We start from the raw sequence: 14,529 nt of genomic DNA, 5'->3' as shown, positions 1-14,529 counted from the left end.
CGCGACAGAACCGATCGGGGGCGCGATGATGGCCGGTGCACGGCGCGTGACGCTGAGCGACGTCGCCGCGGCGAGCGGCGTCTCGCGGGCGACCGTGAGCTTCGTCCTCAACAACGATCCGAACCAGACCATCTCGCCGACCACGAGCGAACGCGTACGCCAGGCCGCCCGCGACCTCGGGTACGTACCGCACGGCATCGCACGGGCGCTGCGCGAGGGCTCCTCCCGCATCGTCGTCCTCAACGTCGACTGGGGACTCGAGGGCAACTACTCGCGCAGTTACATCCGGGGCCTCGACGACGAACTCGCCGCGCACGACCATGTGCTGCTCGTCCGGCACGGCCATTGCGCCCCGCACTCGACGCAGCAGGTCCTCGACACGATCGCTCCCCGGGCCGTGCTGCGGTTCGCCGCGCATCTCACCGGCCACGAGCCCGGGGCTGTGGGCGACTGGCGGGCGGGGTTCGCCGCGAACGCCGCCCTGCAGATCCGACATCTCGCCGACCGCGGCCACACGCACCTCGCGATGGCGTTGCCCGACCAGGACTCCCCGCTGTTGGAAGTGCGGCTGCGCCTCGCCCGGGAGACCGTGAGCACGCTGGGGCTCGCCCCGCTGACCTCCTTCGTCGTGCCCCGCCCGAGGGCGGCCGGCACCAGCGCCGTCAAGGCCTTCCTCGCCGCGCACGGGACCGTGACGGCGGCCGCGGCCTTCGACGACGACATCGCCCTGCGCACCCTGACCGCCCTGCACGACCTGGGACTTGCCGCACCCGACGACCTGGCCGTGATCGGCTTCGACGACACGGAGTACGGCGCCCTCGTCACACCCGCGCTGACCACCGTCCGCATCGACGCCGAAGTCCACGGCCGCCTCGCCGCCCGCGCCGCGCTCGGCCTCGATCTCGCCGGGCTCAGCCCCGAGCCCGGGCGGATCATCGCGCGCGACTCGGCCTGACACCGGCGGACAGCGCGGCGCACCCGATGCGCCCCGACGTCGACTACGCGGCTCGGCGATACAGCTCCGTCAGGAGTTCGATGGCGGCGGGGGCGGCGGGGTGCGGGTCGTCCCGCCACCAGGCGAGCCGCACCGCGATGGGCTCGGCGTCGCGCACCGGCCGGTAGACGACGCCGGGGCGCGGGTACTGGTGCGCGGTGGACTCGGCCGTCATGCCCACACAGCGCCCCGTGGAGATCGCGGTGAGCCACTCGTCGACATCGTGGGTCTCCCTGGTCACCGGGCGGGAGTCGGGCGGGAACAGCTCCGTCGTCGTGGTGCCGGTCCTGCGGTCGATCAGCAGGACGCGCCCGCCGAGGTCGGCGAGTCGCACCGAGCGGCGTCCGGCCAGCGGATCGTCGGCGGCCAGGGCGCACAGCCGCCGTTCCAGCCCCACGATCGCGGAGTCGAACCGCCGGTCGTCCAGGGGCCTGCGCACCACGGCCGCGTCGCAGGTTCCCTCGGCGAGGCCGGCGGTGGCGGAGTTGACACGCACGAGCCGCAGCTCCGTCTCGGGGTGCGCCCGCGCCCAGTCGCGCTGAAAGGCCAGGGTGTGACGGCCGAGCGCGGACCAGGCGTACCCGATCCGCAGCGAGGCGCGACCCGACGTGGCCTCCTGGACCAGGTCGGCCACCTCGCCTAGTACCCGCCGGGCATGCGCCAGCACCCGCAGTCCCGTCGCCGTCGGGGTGACCTCGCGGGAGGTGCGCCGCAGCAGCCGCACCCCGAGGACGCGCTCGAGCGAGGCCAGTGTGCGGGACACGGCGGCCTGGGAGACCCCGAGCGCGATGGCGGCGTCGGTAAAGGTGCCCTCGTCGACGATCGCGACGAGACAGCGCAACTGCCGCAGCTCCACATTCATGACGGAGGCGTGCTTGATATAGGCGTCCCTGACGGATGCGTCCTCGACGGAAGCGTCCTTGCCGGAAGCCTCCTCGGCTGAAGGATCCATGACTCAAGCGTATAGATGGATCGGCTGATGCATTTTGCGCAAGAGCCCCGGCCTCCCAGCATCGAGACATGCACGCAGCCTCCGCACGCCCGGCAACACCCGCGCGTCGCACTCCCCCGGCGCCCACGGCCCCGAAGCCGGACGGCACGCGCCTGGCCGGCGTGGTCACCATGGTCGGCAGTGGCCTGTCCAACCAGACCGGTGCCGCGATCGGCTCCCTGGCCTTCCCTGTCCTCGGCCCCGTCGGTGTGGTCGCGGTGCGTCAGTACGTCGCCGCGGTCGTCCTGCTGGCAGTGGGCCGCCCCCGGCTGCGGACGTTCACCTGGGCGCAGTGGTGGCCGGTCGTGCTGCTGGCGCTGGTGTTCGGGACCATGAACCTGTCCCTCTATACGGCGATCGACCGCATCGGACTGGGGCTGGCGGTGACCCTCGAATTCCTGGGCCCGCTCAGCATCGCCCTGGCCGCCTCCCGCCGCCGCGTGGACGCGTGCTGTGCGGTGATCGCCGCGGCGGGTGTCGTCACGCTGATGCGTCCGCGCCCCTCCGCCGACTTCCTCGGAATGGGCCTCGGGCTGCTGGCCGCCGGCTGCTGGGCGTCGTACATCCTGCTCAACCGCACCGTCGGCCGCCGCATCCCCGGGGCGGCGGGGTCCGCTGCCGCCGCCGGGCTCTCCGCCGTACTGTTCCTGCCGGTCGGCGTCGCCGTCGCGGTCCGGCATCCTCCGACGCCGACGGCGGTCGGCTGCGCCGTGGCCGCCGGCGTGCTGTCCTCCGCGGTGCCCTGCCTCGCGGACCTGTTCACCCTGCGCCGCGTCCCGGCCTCGGCCTTCGGTCTGTTCATGAGCGTCAATCCCGTCCTGGCCGGTCTGGTCGGGTGGATCGTCCTCGGTCAGAGCCTGGACTGGACGGAGTGGACGGGCATCGGCGCCGTCGTCGCGGCCAACGTGCTCGGCATTGTGGCTGCACGAAGTTGACGGACACTTCACGGACCTGACGGAAATCCGGGCAACGGACGTCCCCAGAAGAACGTTTCGGCGAAAACGCCAGACCGCGCCACCCCTTCCGCCACATAGAGATATCTACCAGCATGAACACGCCGGGTCGGCGCCCAGGTGCGGGTTGCGCATCCGAGTGCGCCGCTCCACGCCTGGTCAGACGGCCTGCGAGTGTCCTGGAGTTGGTCATGCCGGATGTGATGTGGATGCAAGGTGTCGAGTGGCTCGCGGCTGCCGCCTCGGACCCCCGGGCCTGCAAGCGCGAGTGGGATCAGGGGGCGGGGACCGTGCTCATGGAGGCCGGGCGGTTCTGGGACGTACTCAGCGTTCCCGAGCAACTCGGGCTGCTCGCCCTGGACATCCTGTGGAACGACCCGCTGCGCGCCCCCGGCCCCACCCTGGTGGACACCGCGTCCAGGAGAGTGGGCTTCTTCCTGCCACCCGACCCGGCCAGCCGCTGGGTCGGCTCCGGGCTCCGTCACGCGGGCAAGGGCTCGTGGGTCGCCGTACCACCGCCGTACCGCGCCGCGCGGTTCCTGGAATGGCTCATCCCGCCCGACGGGACCGGAGCCCTGCATGCCGCGGTCCCCCTGGAACTGGCGTTGCAGCGAGCCAACGGGACGCTCGCCGTCCTGGCACCCCCGCCCGGAGGGTGACCGGTACTCCGCGGCAGCGCGCCGAGAGGTTCACCAGCCCAGCAGGCCACGGGGTACGGGGACGGCGGGTACGGCGGGTACGGCGGGTACGGCGGGTACGGAGCCGGCGGACACGGTCCCGGGTTCGGCGGGTACCGGTCCGGCGGTCTTCTCGTCCCGCCTCTCCGCCCAGGAGTCGACCGGCCACGCCGCGCTCTCGAAGGGGCTGGAGGCGGCGAAGGAGGCCCACAGCACCGCGACCACCTCGCGGTGCTCCGGAACCACCCGGCCCTTGACCCGCCACTCCGCCGGCAGTTGGGCGTAAATCGGCGGGTGGCCCAGACGCCCGTCCGTCAGCTCGGCGTAGGGCCGACCCACGAGGCCCTGCTCCGGACGGCGCCGCTGGGCCGTGTGAGTGCTGTCCATGTCGGAGCAACGGCGGTGCGTGCGCCAGTGGTACGCGCCCGTGGTACCGCTCACCGAGTCGGGTGAACGCGCCGCCCGTTCGGAGCCATGCTCCTGTCCGACAAGCATCTTCACCCATCGACTTCACGCATCGACGCGGTCGCGCCGAGCATGGTCACGCCGAGCGTGGACCGGGTCAGCTCCGCGCGCCGGGAGCGACGGCCGCCTCCGGTTCCGTACGCGGGGAGTCGGCGTCCGCGCGGGCCGCGGCGGAGAGCCGGCCGGCGCGCTGGACCGGCACGAGGAGGGCGGCCAGCGCCGCGGCCAGGCAGAGCAGGGCGAGCAGGGTGAACCCGTGGGTGTATCCCGAGCCGTAGGGAAGGCCCGAGGACTGGAGCCGGCCGGTCACCAGAACGCTGGTCACGGCCGCGCCGATGGACCCGCCGATGGTGCGGATGTTGGCGTTCATCCCGGTCGCGGCGCCGGTCTGCTCGGGCGGCACGCTGCCGACGATCAGGTTGGCCATCGAGGCGAAGGCGAGTCCGATACCGAGGCCGAAGATGCCCGCGGCGAAGGCCACTTGCCACTGCTGGTCGTGCCACAGGGCGAGGAAGCCGCAGGCGACCGCACCGAGCGCGGCACCGGTCGTGAGCAGCTTCTTGGCGCCGAGGACGGGCTCCAGCCGACCACTGAGCACACCCGAGCAGAACATGGCGAGCAGCATCGGCAGCATGAGCAGTCCGGCCGCGGTGACACTGGCGCCGAAGCCGTATCCGGCGGAGCTCGGGGTCTGCACGAAGCCGGGGAGGAAGGACCAGATCGCGTACATGCCCGCGCCGAACAGAAGCGCTGCGGTGTTGGTGGTCCACACCGCGGGCAGCCGCATGACGCGCAGGTCGATCAGCGGGGTGCGGGAGCGCGCCTCGGCCAGCAGCCACAGCGCGAAGAGCAGGACGGCGGCGGCGAACAGCCCGATCACCCGGGCCGATCCCCAGCCCCACTGGCCCGCCTGGCTGAGCGGGAGCAGCAGCGCGACCAGCCAGCCCGACAGCAGGACGGCACCGAGCCAGCTGACGCGTCCCTCGGCCCGGCTCGGGGATTCGGGGACGTAGCGCAGGGCGATCAGCGTGGTGACCGCGACGACGCCGACGGGCAGCCAGAACAGCCAGCGGTAGTCGAGCGCGGACACGATGGGACCGGCCGCCACCAGTCCGACGCCGCCGCCCGCGGCGATCACGGCGGACAGGTTGCTGATGCTGGGGCCCACCTCGGCCGCGGTGAACTCGTCCCGGATGATGCCGAAGGAGAGCGGGAACAGCGCACCGCCTATGCCCTGGACGACCCGGGCGACGATCAGCACGCCGATGTTCGGCGCGAGCGCGGCGAGCAGACAGCCGAGTGTCACGGTCACGAGGACGGCGACGAGGGTGCGCTTCTTGCCGATCAGGTCGCCGACCCGGCCGAGGATCGGGGTGAAGACCGAGGCGGACAGCAGGTAGGCCGTCATCACCCAGGTCACGGTGGACTGCGAGGTGTTCAGGGCGTGCTGAACGGTCGGCAGGGCCGGCGCGATCAGCGACTGGAGCATGGAGAACACGCCCGCACCGGTCGCGAGGACCGCGAAGGTGAGGCGGGTGGACTTCGTGGGCATGAAAAGCCTCTCCGAACGGAGCGGATCGGAACAGAACAGAGAACGAAACAGAGCAAGCGGAACGGCCACTCAAGGAGCGGGGGCGGGCTGCGTACGGCCCGATCGAGGTCACAGGGGGTACGAGCGCGTCGACGGTGCGTACGGGCGCACGCCACCATGGGGAACGCACCCCCGACTGCTAAAGTGGAGGCACGCCTCCACTGTAACGGAGGCTTACCTCCGCTTCAACTTCTTCTCGGCCGGGAGGCACCAAGTGACGGCTCAGCCGTTCCCCGTCAGCGGGATCGTGGCGTCCCGGCGCCCGCACCGCAAAGACGCCGCACGCAACTACGACGCTCTGCTGACCGCCGCACGCGAGGCCTTCGCGGAGCACGGCGCGGAGGCGTCCCTGGAGGACATCGCCCGGCGCGCGGGCGTGGGCATCGGCACCCTGTACCGGAACTTCCCCACCCGCCGCCACCTCTTCGAGAGCGTGTACGCGGACGAGGTGGACGCCCTGTGCCAGGTGGCCCTGGAAGTCGCCGAGCGGGAGCCCTGGGAGGCGCTGACCTCATGGCTGCGGCGGTTCGTGGACTACACCGTGACCAAACGGGCCATCCGTGAGGCGCTCGACAACGAGTCGGAGATCTTCCTGACCTGCCGGGACTCGATGTACCAGGCGGGCGGCCCGCTGTTCGAGCGGGCACAGAAGGCCGGCGAGGCGCGCGCGGACATGGACTTCGACGACCTGCTGCGCATGGTCGCCGGGATCACCTCGACGAACTTCCTCGACGACACCCAGCGCGACCGGGTCCTCACGGTCGCGCTGGACGGCGTCCGCGCCGCGCGCTGACATCGGCCCGGGGCAGGAGGGGACCCGTGCCCCTTCGTGAGCCCCGTCGCCCGCTTCGCACTTACCCTCCAGTAATATCTCGCGGCAGTCCCCTGGAGGAGGAACCGTGCCACGGTCGGAACGCTCAGCCCTGTTGCTCGCCGGCCTGCTGGCCACCGCGGGTGTCGGTCACTTCGTTTCGCCACGGCAGTTCGACGCGACCATTCCGCGGGCGCTGCCGGGGGCACCCCGGACCTGGACGTACGCGAGCGGTGTCGCCGAACTGGCGCTGGCCGCCGGGGTGGCGGTGCCCCGTACCCGACGGGTGGCCGCGCTGGCCACCGCGGCCTTCTTCGTCGGGGTGTTCCCCGCCAACGTCCAGATGGCCGTGGACTGGCGTCGGCGTCCCGCTCCGCAGAAGGCCGCGGCGATCGCGCGACTCCCCTTGCAGGTGCCCCTTGTACTGTGGGCACGCAGCGTTGCCAATGGTGGGAAGGGTCAGTCATGACACGTGGTGTGGATGTGGGCGACAAGGTCGAGGACTTCGCCCTGCCCGACGAGACCGGCACGGAGCGCAAGCTGACCGAGCTGCTCGGCGAGGGACCGGTCGTGCTGTTCTTCTACCCCGCCGCCCTCTCCCCCGGCTGCACCACCGAGGCGTGCCACTTCCGTGATCTGGCCGCCGAGTTCACCGCCGCCGGCGGGCGGCCGGTCGGCATCAGTGGTGACGCGGTCGACAAGCAGCAGGAGTTCGCCGGGCGTCACACGCTCGGGTACCCGCTGCTGTCCGATGTCGACGGCACGGTCCGCGAGCGGTTCGGAGTGAAGCGCGGCTTCTCCCTGACACCCACGAAGCGGGTCACCTTCGTCATCGCGCAGGACCGCACCGTCCTGGAAGTGGTGCGCAGCGAACTGCGGATGAGCGCCCACGCGGACCGGGCCCTCGCCGCACTGCGGGCCTATCAGGGCTGACCTTCGACTCCCCCGCGGCGGCCGGATCGTCCTGCCTCGGCCCGGCGTGCCCGCGTCACTCGCCCGTGGCCGGCGGGCCGACGACATGAAGGTCGTAGGCGCCCACCAGGCCGACAGTGGCGTCGAGGCCGAGGGACGGGGGCAGTTCACCAGCAAAGGCCACCGGCCTGCCGTTGCGGGTGAACCATTCCGCGACCCCGGTGGGCACCGAGGTCACGAGCAGGCGGGATTCCGGGCTGCGCACGACATGGCGGCGCGGGACGCCGCGCGGACCGAAAGCGACGTCGCCCGGGCCCAGGTCGTAGCGCTGCTCTCCGACGAAGAAGGTGATCTCACCTTCGAGTACGGCCCAGATCTCATCGTCATGGGCGTCCACGTGCATGCTGATCCTTCGCTTCGTGAGGCGGTCGGGCGGGGCCTCGTCCATTGTGCGAAGCGGCGGCTCGAGGAAGCTTCAGTCATCTGACTGGTCCGTCCGAGCGGGTCAGCACTGCGCCGAGGCCGGAAGACCGGCCCGCTCGTCACCGCGGAGGTACAGGGCGCTGACCCAGCCGTTGCCGATGCCGGGGCCGCCGGAGAGTTGGATCCAGATGTGGCTGGTGGAACCGTGGTCGACGACCGTCTCGCCGGAGAGCCAGCAGAAGGCGGAGTAGGTGTACCCGGCGCGCAGCCTGCCGATCGCGGGGTGGCCGTTGCCCGGGCCGGAACGGATGGGCGCGTCGACGATGGGCACGACGGTGTACGTCTCGAAGGCGGCCTGCCGCGTGAGGCCGGTCGGCGCCGCGGCCGAGGCGGTTCCCGCGCTCAGCAGGCCGCACGCGAGCACGGCTCCGGCGAGGACGGCGGCGGCCTTGCGTCGGATGCTCATGGATGAACTCCTTGGCACGGAGGGACGATCGCGGTGAATTCCGGTGAGTTCCGCTGCCTTCAGCACTGGGCGGAGGCCGGCAGATTCGCGTACTGGTCGCCCTTGAAATAGACGGCGCTGCTGAATCCGTCGGCGAATCCGATCCAGATGTCGTTCGTGTAGCCGTGGTCCGTGATGGTCTGCCCGTGGGTCCAGCAGTACGCGGTGTAGGACTGACCGGCGGTCAGGGTGGCCAGGTAGGCGCTGTCCTTTGTCGGCAGCTTGCGGACCTTGACGTTCTCGTAGGGCACGACGGTGTACGACTGCTCGGCGGGCGAGGCGGGCGCGGCAGGCGCGGCGGCGGCCAGGCCGGCCGGGACGAGGAAGGCGAGCGTCGCGGCGCACGTGGTGATGACGGCCGGAATACGGCGCATGAGGCATTCCCCCTGTGTGTGGTGTTTCGCTTTCGACCACCGCCACAGTGGGCGCCGAGGGAGCACGGCGGCAATGCCATTCAACGGTGTTCGAAGTGAGCGCACGGCCGCGGAAGATGGAGCGCGGGTGTACTGCCGTTGACCCTTCGGTGGTCGGCGGGCGTCCATATGTCCGAGTCCATGATCTTGCTCCCTGTGGGGCCTACGCAGTGGTTACGCTCCCCAGCGGACGGATCCGATGGGGGCGGGACGGCGGTCCTCATGACGGGAATGGCTCACTGTGCGTAGGCAGCGGCAGGCATCGGGCGCGAACGGCAGGACCGGGGACCACGGCCGGGGAGCCGTCGGCCGGGACACGGCCTCGGCCGCCAGGAACGGCGCGGAGGTCACGGCGCCGCACTCGGCGTTCCCGACGACCGGCCCGGGGATGACCCCGCAGGCGCTGCTGGCCCTGCAGCGGGACGCGGGCAACGCGGCGACCACGCGCGCCCTGCGTGGACGGCTCCCGGCCGCCGAGGGCGTGGCGGGCGCTACGCGTGCGCCGAGGCCCGCCCCTGCCGTACTGCCCACCCTTGAGGAACTGCCCGAGAGCAGCGCCGCCACCCGACTGCCCGCGGTGCTTCCCGCGATCGACGAGGTGGCGGAGGAGTCCGAGGAAGGCGTGGAGAACGCCCGGCCGCGCGCCGCCACCACGACACGCCCCCGGCGGGCGGGCACACGTCGGCCGGTCCCCCGGCCGACCGGCAGCGGGTCCGGCTCCTCCCATCCGCCGCTCGGACTGCCGCCGTACCTGCGGGAGTTACGGGCGGCGGGGCTCTCCACGGCGTACGGGCTCACCGGGCACGAGTTCGTGTCCACCGCCCTCGGGACGGTCGTCGGACGGTCCGACGGGACGGTGGCCGAGATACGCGAGGAGCTGGCCGGGCGGCCGGAGACGTTCTACGGCCAGGGCCGCTCCTTCGCCGTCGAGGGCCCGGAGGGCAAGGGCTGGTACAACGTCACCGTCACCATCTCCCGGGACGGCACCGACCTGCCCGAGACCTTCGTCTCCCCGGAGGCCGTGAAGGCTCAGGCCGCGGCCGTGAAACAGGCCAAGGCCATGGCCGCGTTGCTGGCCGAGTCGGAGGCCGCCATGGGCAAGGGGAAGGGGAAGGCGCGAGCCGACGATCACGACGGCGGCACCGGCACCGGCACCGAGGTCGCCCCCCGGCAGGCCGCCCAGGACGCGCGGATGGCCGAGGGCGCCAACAGCAAGGTGGACACCCAGCACAACACCTCGGGCGTGGTGAGCCACTCCTCGGGCGGTTCGTCCAGCAAGGGTGTCAACTTCATGGCGTTCGGGCTGGCGCCGGTCGTCCCGGGCGTCTGGCTCGGCGGGGCGGTCATGGCCAACGCGCAGCCGTTCCAGTCCTCCACCGACTCCCGTGTGCTGAAGGCCATGTCCGAACCGCGGGTGCTGCGCAGCGACAAGGGGTCCGTCGAGATGCGGCGCCAGGTGCGCTACGGCGTACGGGTCCAGCCCCAGGACGAGGGGCGGGGCGGCCGGGCGCAGACGTTCAGCGGCACCGGGTCCCTCATGATGCGGGTGCCCACCGAACACCTGGTGCCGGTCACCGCCGAGGCGCCCGCGCGGCCGCGCCCCCTCAGCACGGGGACCGCCCGGAGCGTACGGCTCGCGGACTCGCTGGCCCCGGTCGCCCTGGACGACGCCGCGGCCCCCCATCCGGGCGGCGGCGGCCTGTTCGACGCGGTCCGCTCCGTGCTGCACCCCTCCCTGACCTCCCGCGGTGCGCCCGGGCGGGCCCGGCTCCACGACGCCACCTCCGCCACGACCGTCCTGGAGGACCTGCCCCGGCTGCTGAGCGGCTGGATAATCGGGGAGGATCTCGTCTCCAAGGACGGCAGTGCCACGGGCACCTACCGGATGCGCGCCGACCTCACCGCCCTGTCGCCCACCTGGACGACCGGCAAGACCCAACTGCGCACGCACCAGCAGGCACAGCACTCGGTGTCCCACACGGCGGCCAAGGGCCGAGGGGGGACCTTCGGCGCGGGCCCGGCGGCGGGTTTCGGCGTGCTGGGCAACGCCGCCGCGGTGCGCGCGACGGTCATGCCCACGGCCGGCGCGCGCAAAGCGCGGTTCACGGTGGCCGAGCAGACGGTTTCGAGCCGTCAGGGCGCCGAGGTCAGGGGCGACAAGGTGCTCTACCTCGGCAAGGTCCGGTTCAGCGTCGAGGGCACCGGACCGCTCTCCCCCGCCATGAAGGTGCGCTCCGGGGCCCGCACGGCCCGGCACTCGATGGATGTGTGGGTCAGTTTGCGCGCCGACGAGGCCCGGTCGCTGGGCCTCGAACTGCCCGAAGGCGTCACGGCGGGCTCCATGATCAGGGAGCCGGGAACGGACGCGGACGGGAAGAAGTTCGACCGGCGGCAAGGGGAAGAGGCACGGGACGGGGCCGGGTCGTCGGCCGGTCCGGACACCGGGCGCCATCTGCCGTTCGGGGCCATGGGGTCGAGCGTGGCGATCAGCCAGCTGGACACCGCTCCCCTGCTCTCCGGCATCGAGCGGCTCTTCGCCACCGATCAGCGACTCGCGGGCTATCTGCCCGCGTTCGGCGCGGGGGCGGGGACCGAGGTGAGCCGCGAGGAGGGCGAGGTGCGGCGGCGCAACTACCGCGAGCTGATCACCGTACTCTCGGAGACCAACCTGCGGGTCAACAAGGACCAGTTGCTCTCCTCCGGGATCCGGGTCCGGATGCGGCGCAAGAGCCGATGGCACGCGCACGACGTGCAGATCAAGGTCGTCGGCGCCCTGCGCGAGACGGGCTACCAGGGCGAGACGAAGGACTGGCTGGTGCGCAGCCACAGCGGCGTCACCAGCAACTCGCAGAGCGGGCGGTCCAGTTCACGGTCGATCGGCGGACTGGCGCTCGGCCAGTTCCGGCTGGTCCCCGGTGCCCTGTCCGCCACGGTGCGCGGCGAGCGGACCCGGCAGAGCACCCGGCGCAACCAGGCGGGTCCGGCGACACGCTCCGACGTGCTCACCAACGGCGGTGAGAACACCAGCGCGTTCGGCGGCGCCCTGCGCCTGGACGTGGACGTCACCATGACGACACGGGAGCGGACCGCCAAACGTGCCCTCACCCCGGGCATGCCGGGGCGGGACGCACCCGACGCCGTGCACATCGCCTCGACCGCGGACACCGAGGCGCTCGACCTGGCCGAGCAGGACGTACGGCTGCTCACCCCGACCGCGTTCACCCTGGACACCGCCGGGAAGGACCGGCTGACGGCCAGGACCCGCAGGCGCACCGCCGGACTGGCGCCGCCGCAGCGGCAGTTCAACGCGTCGGGCATCGGCGATCTGTCGACCATGGCGCCGCGCTCGATCGCGGGCCGGGCGGTCCGGGACTGGACGCTGGTGGAGACCGTCGGAGGCGGCGGACCGGTCCGGGACCTCGCCTTCGAGCTCCTGTCGCGGGCCGCGAGCCGCAACCGGGAACTGCGGGAGGACCTCGCGCTGCAGACGGAGGGCCTCGCGCCGCGGCTGGCGATCGAGGAGCGCTTCAGTCCGCAGGCCATCACCTCGGCGCTGCGCCAGGCGGTGTCCTCCGGGTGGGTGGTGAAGAACCTGCAGTACCCCCGCAGGCTCCACGCGCTCAACGGCGCGATCGGTACCCGGTTCGCCCTCACCAACCCGGAGGTGGTGGCGGAGGGCACCGGGGCGGGTACCGAGACGTTCCTGCTGGGCGGCCACCAGATGACCGGGCAGGAGGGCAGCGGTACCTCCACGACCGTGCAGGGCGGCGCCCTCGGATCGGAGAACGGCCCCGGCTGGCGGCTGGGCGAGGGCGTGTCGGCGGGGCGGAGCCTGGGCCGGAGCGCGGCGACGGCGACGACGCTGAGCGGCACCGTCGAACGCAACGCCCACACCCCGCGTACCCGGCCCCTCTACCTGGTCCACTGCGACCTGGTGGTCCGGATGGTCAGCGAGGTCAAGGTCACGGGAGGCGGCCCGTACGTCGCGAAGGGCGAGCGCACAGTGCCCGCCGCGGCCGCCGTCTGGCTCACCCAGGAGCAGTTGGCGGCGGCGGGCCTGCGCGTTCCCGGGGCCGCCGGGCAGACGTCCTCGCCGGGGGAGTCCGCACGCCTGGGCGCGGAGGCCAAGGGCCCGGAATCCAAGGGCGAAGAGTCCAAGGGCAAGGGGAAGGCCACCCAGGAGCAGACCGAGGCGTCCCGGAGCGGGGAGTCGTCGAACGCGACCGCCCCGGCGGCGCCCGCCCTCGCCCAGGAGCTGCCGCTCGGCTTCGGCATGATCGAGGAACTGCCCGACTTCGTTCCCCTGCTCGAGCGGTTGCGCGCCGACGTCGGGCGGCGTGACCGGTCTCTCGCCGAAGAACTGCTGCCGAAGCGGCAACTGGCCGATCCGCACGACAACATGCAGCGGCTGCTGCGCGTCCTGGACCGGGACGGGTCGGCCGGACTGCTCTCCGGGGCCATGGACGGCGGGGTGCCCGTCGAACTCTTCCGCGGGCGCGACACACCGTACTGGGCCGTGTTCCGCGTACGCCGCACCCGGCAGGGCACGTCCGAGGGCGAGGCGAAGGACGGCCGCGACATGGAGTACATCACCTCGGCCGCCACGCAGCGGGCGGACACCCGCGAGACGAGCGACACGCGGACCGTCGAGGGGGTCGTGGCCGGTGCGGGCAAGCCGGAGGGCGGCGGTGGTCCGCTCAAGAGCGTCGGCGGCTCCGGCGGGCTCGGCGTCGGCGTCAGCGACGTCACGAAGTCGGCCACCGTGGGGCGCGGTCAGCTCGGCATGAAGACCGTCGCCGAGGCCTCCGCCCGTTCCGTCAGAATGCGGGTGCCGATCGAGGCGACCCTCGAACTGCACTCGTCCCGTGGGCGGGTGGGCCTCGCCACCCTCGGCGGCCAGTCCCTGGTCCACCGCATTCTGGTCAAGGACCTCGAGGCACTGTCCCGGCTGCGGCCGGTGCCGCGCGCGGAGGCGGGACAGGCGTTCCTGCGGCAGGACGACGCCGAAGCGAGCCGACTGGGGCCCTGGCACGGCCGCGGGGTGAGCCTGCCGTTGGAGGCGCAGGTCAACGGGTTCCGCGGTGCTCCCGAGATCCGCCGGGTGATCGACGACGCGGTGCGGGCGGCGCACGGCGGCGAGCGCTACCGCAGGACGGGTGACACGGCGGCGTACGCGCAGCGCGAGGCGGTGTCCACCGAGTGGCTGATCTCCGCACTGCCACTGCTCACCGCGGCCGGGGTCGACCTCCCGGTCGTGCACGCCTCCGGCGCACGGGGGCAGGATCTGCGGACCTCGCTGCACGCCCGGCTGCGCGCCGGCCGGGTGCTGGGTGTCGGTGACAAGATGACCTTCGAGACGGTGGCGCAGAGCGCCCTGGACGCGCCCCGGCCCACAGGCACGGACCACCAGCAGGCGGTGGAGCACAACAAGTCGGTACGGGGGCTGGGCGGCGCCGGTGTGCTCAACGCGGACGAGTTCCGGATGAACCAGCTCCTCGGCAACGCCGACCAGGTCGGCGGCGCCACCGACACCTCGGCCCACGGGTCCGGCTCGATGCCTCTGCACAAGCCCAAGTTCGAGGCGACGCTGGTGCAGTTCACCCTGGACGTGCGGGTGGTGGCCCGGGTGAGCAACCGGGGCCGCTCCGGCGCCCCCTCCGTCGCCGTGCGGGACTTCACCGTCCCCACTCCGGTGGTCGTGCGGATCCCGGCGCCCGTGGCCCGCCGTATGCTCCAGGACCCGTCCAACCACACCAAGCTGCACGACCCGGACGGCCGCCTCACGTCCTGATGC

13 protein-coding genes are annotated in these 14,529 nt (G+C 72.4%); 7 read left to right on the top strand and 6 right to left on the bottom strand.

Features of this window, described 5'->3' with window-relative positions:
• Positions 1–46: 46 nt before the first annotated feature.
• Complete coding sequence (locus tag KVT44_RS31300; protein WP_308314164.1) at positions 47–955, top strand: LacI family DNA-binding transcriptional regulator; 909 nt, start codon at positions 47–49, stop codon at positions 953–955.
• A 43-nt stretch (positions 956–998) separates the two neighbouring features.
• Here the strand turns inward: KVT44_RS31300 and KVT44_RS31295 are convergent, their stop codons facing one another.
• Positions 999–1,856, bottom strand: a complete 858-nt coding sequence (locus KVT44_RS31295) for a LysR family transcriptional regulator (RefSeq protein WP_217570466.1) — start codon at positions 1,854–1,856, stop codon at positions 999–1,001.
• A gap of 158 nt (positions 1,857–2,014) precedes the next feature.
• Between KVT44_RS31295 and KVT44_RS31290 the strand changes: the two genes are divergently transcribed.
• Complete coding sequence (locus tag KVT44_RS31290) at positions 2,015–2,920, top strand: DMT family transporter (protein WP_217570360.1); 906 nt, start codon at positions 2,015–2,017, stop codon at positions 2,918–2,920.
• Between the two features lie 209 nt (positions 2,921–3,129).
• Entirely contained in the window at positions 3,130–3,597 is a 468-nt protein-coding gene (locus KVT44_RS31285; protein WP_075029413.1) for a hypothetical protein, read from the top strand.
• A gap of 30 nt (positions 3,598–3,627) precedes the next feature.
• Here KVT44_RS31285 and KVT44_RS31280 read toward each other — a convergent pair whose 3' ends face one another.
• On the bottom strand, positions 3,628–4,116 hold the full coding sequence (locus KVT44_RS31280; RefSeq protein WP_217570358.1) for a hypothetical protein: 489 nt from the start codon (positions 4,114–4,116) through the stop codon (positions 3,628–3,630).
• Between the two features lie 61 nt (positions 4,117–4,177).
• Complete coding sequence (locus KVT44_RS31275) at positions 4,178–5,632, bottom strand: MFS transporter (protein WP_217570356.1); 1,455 nt, start codon at positions 5,630–5,632, stop codon at positions 4,178–4,180.
• Between the two features lie 253 nt (positions 5,633–5,885).
• Here KVT44_RS31275 and KVT44_RS31270 point away from each other — a divergent pair, with 253 nt between their 5' ends.
• The 3 genes from KVT44_RS31270 (at position 5,886) to KVT44_RS31260 (ending at position 7,415) form a co-directional block, all read left to right on the top strand.
• Positions 5,886–6,464 carry a TetR/AcrR family transcriptional regulator gene (locus KVT44_RS31270; RefSeq protein WP_099924732.1) on the top strand — a complete coding sequence of 193 codons (579 nt, stop codon included), beginning with the start codon at positions 5,886–5,888 and terminating at the stop codon, positions 6,462–6,464.
• Between the two features lie 106 nt (positions 6,465–6,570).
• Positions 6,571–6,951 (top strand): MauE/DoxX family redox-associated membrane protein, encoded by a 381-nt coding sequence (locus KVT44_RS31265; RefSeq protein WP_097282726.1) that lies wholly within the window; start codon positions 6,571–6,573, stop codon positions 6,949–6,951.
• Positions 6,948–7,415 (top strand): peroxiredoxin, encoded by a 468-nt coding sequence (locus tag KVT44_RS31260; protein WP_254650111.1) that lies wholly within the window; start codon positions 6,948–6,950, stop codon positions 7,413–7,415. Before KVT44_RS31265 ends, KVT44_RS31260 begins: the two co-directional genes overlap by 4 nt.
• Positions 7,416–7,470: 55 nt before the next feature.
• On the opposite strand, the gene KVT44_RS31255 is transcribed toward KVT44_RS31260, so the two are convergent.
• From KVT44_RS31255 to KVT44_RS31245, 3 genes are all read right to left on the bottom strand, one after another.
• A complete protein-coding gene (locus KVT44_RS31255) occupies positions 7,471–7,797 on the bottom strand; it encodes a cupin domain-containing protein (protein ID WP_254650110.1) in 327 nt (108 codons plus the stop codon).
• A gap of 102 nt (positions 7,798–7,899) precedes the next feature.
• Positions 7,900–8,283, bottom strand: coding sequence for an SH3 domain-containing protein (locus tag KVT44_RS31250; protein ID WP_217570354.1), 384 nt, complete (start codon positions 8,281–8,283; stop codon positions 7,900–7,902).
• Positions 8,284–8,342: 59 nt separating this feature from the next.
• Positions 8,343–8,696, bottom strand: coding sequence for a hypothetical protein (locus tag KVT44_RS31245; RefSeq protein ID WP_099924728.1), 354 nt, complete (start codon positions 8,694–8,696; stop codon positions 8,343–8,345).
• Between the two features lie 280 nt (positions 8,697–8,976).
• Here KVT44_RS31245 and KVT44_RS31240 point away from each other — a divergent pair, with 280 nt between their 5' ends.
• Positions 8,977–14,526, top strand: a complete 5,550-nt coding sequence (locus tag KVT44_RS31240; protein ID WP_217570352.1) for a hypothetical protein — start codon at positions 8,977–8,979, stop codon at positions 14,524–14,526.
• The last annotated feature ends 3 nt before the right edge of the window (positions 14,527–14,529 follow it).

Origin of the sequence: Streptomyces sp. GbtcB7 (assembly GCF_019091445.1) — a bacterium.
GTDB classification, from domain to species: domain Bacteria; phylum Actinomycetota; class Actinomycetes; order Streptomycetales; family Streptomycetaceae; genus Streptomyces; species Streptomyces mirabilis.
The sequence above is the reverse complement of the archived record's forward strand: the minus strand, read 5'-3'. Positions and strand labels throughout refer to the sequence as shown.

Excerpts from the sequence above, each read along its gene's own strand:
- KVT44_RS31245 (WP_099924728.1), bottom strand. The coding sequence starts at position 8,696 with ATGCGCCGTATTCCGGCCGTCATCACCACGTGCGCCGCGACGCTCGCC.
- KVT44_RS31285 (WP_075029413.1), top strand. The coding sequence starts at position 3,130 with ATGCCGGATGTGATGTGGATGCAAGGTGTCGAGTGGCTCGCGGCTGCC.
- KVT44_RS31260 (WP_254650111.1), top strand. The coding sequence starts at position 6,948 with ATGACACGTGGTGTGGATGTGGGCGACAAGGTCGAGGACTTCGCCCTG.
- KVT44_RS31255 (WP_254650110.1), bottom strand. The coding sequence starts at position 7,797 with ATGCACGTGGACGCCCATGACGATGAGATCTGGGCCGTACTCGAAGGT.
- KVT44_RS31295 (WP_217570466.1), bottom strand. The coding sequence starts at position 1,856 with ATGAATGTGGAGCTGCGGCAGTTGCGCTGTCTCGTCGCGATCGTCGAC.
- KVT44_RS31250 (WP_217570354.1), bottom strand. The coding sequence starts at position 8,283 with ATGAGCATCCGACGCAAGGCCGCCGCCGTCCTCGCCGGAGCCGTGCTC.
- KVT44_RS31275 (WP_217570356.1), bottom strand. The coding sequence starts at position 5,632 with ATGCCCACGAAGTCCACCCGCCTCACCTTCGCGGTCCTCGCGACCGGT.
- KVT44_RS31290 (WP_217570360.1), top strand. The coding sequence starts at position 2,015 with ATGCACGCAGCCTCCGCACGCCCGGCAACACCCGCGCGTCGCACTCCC.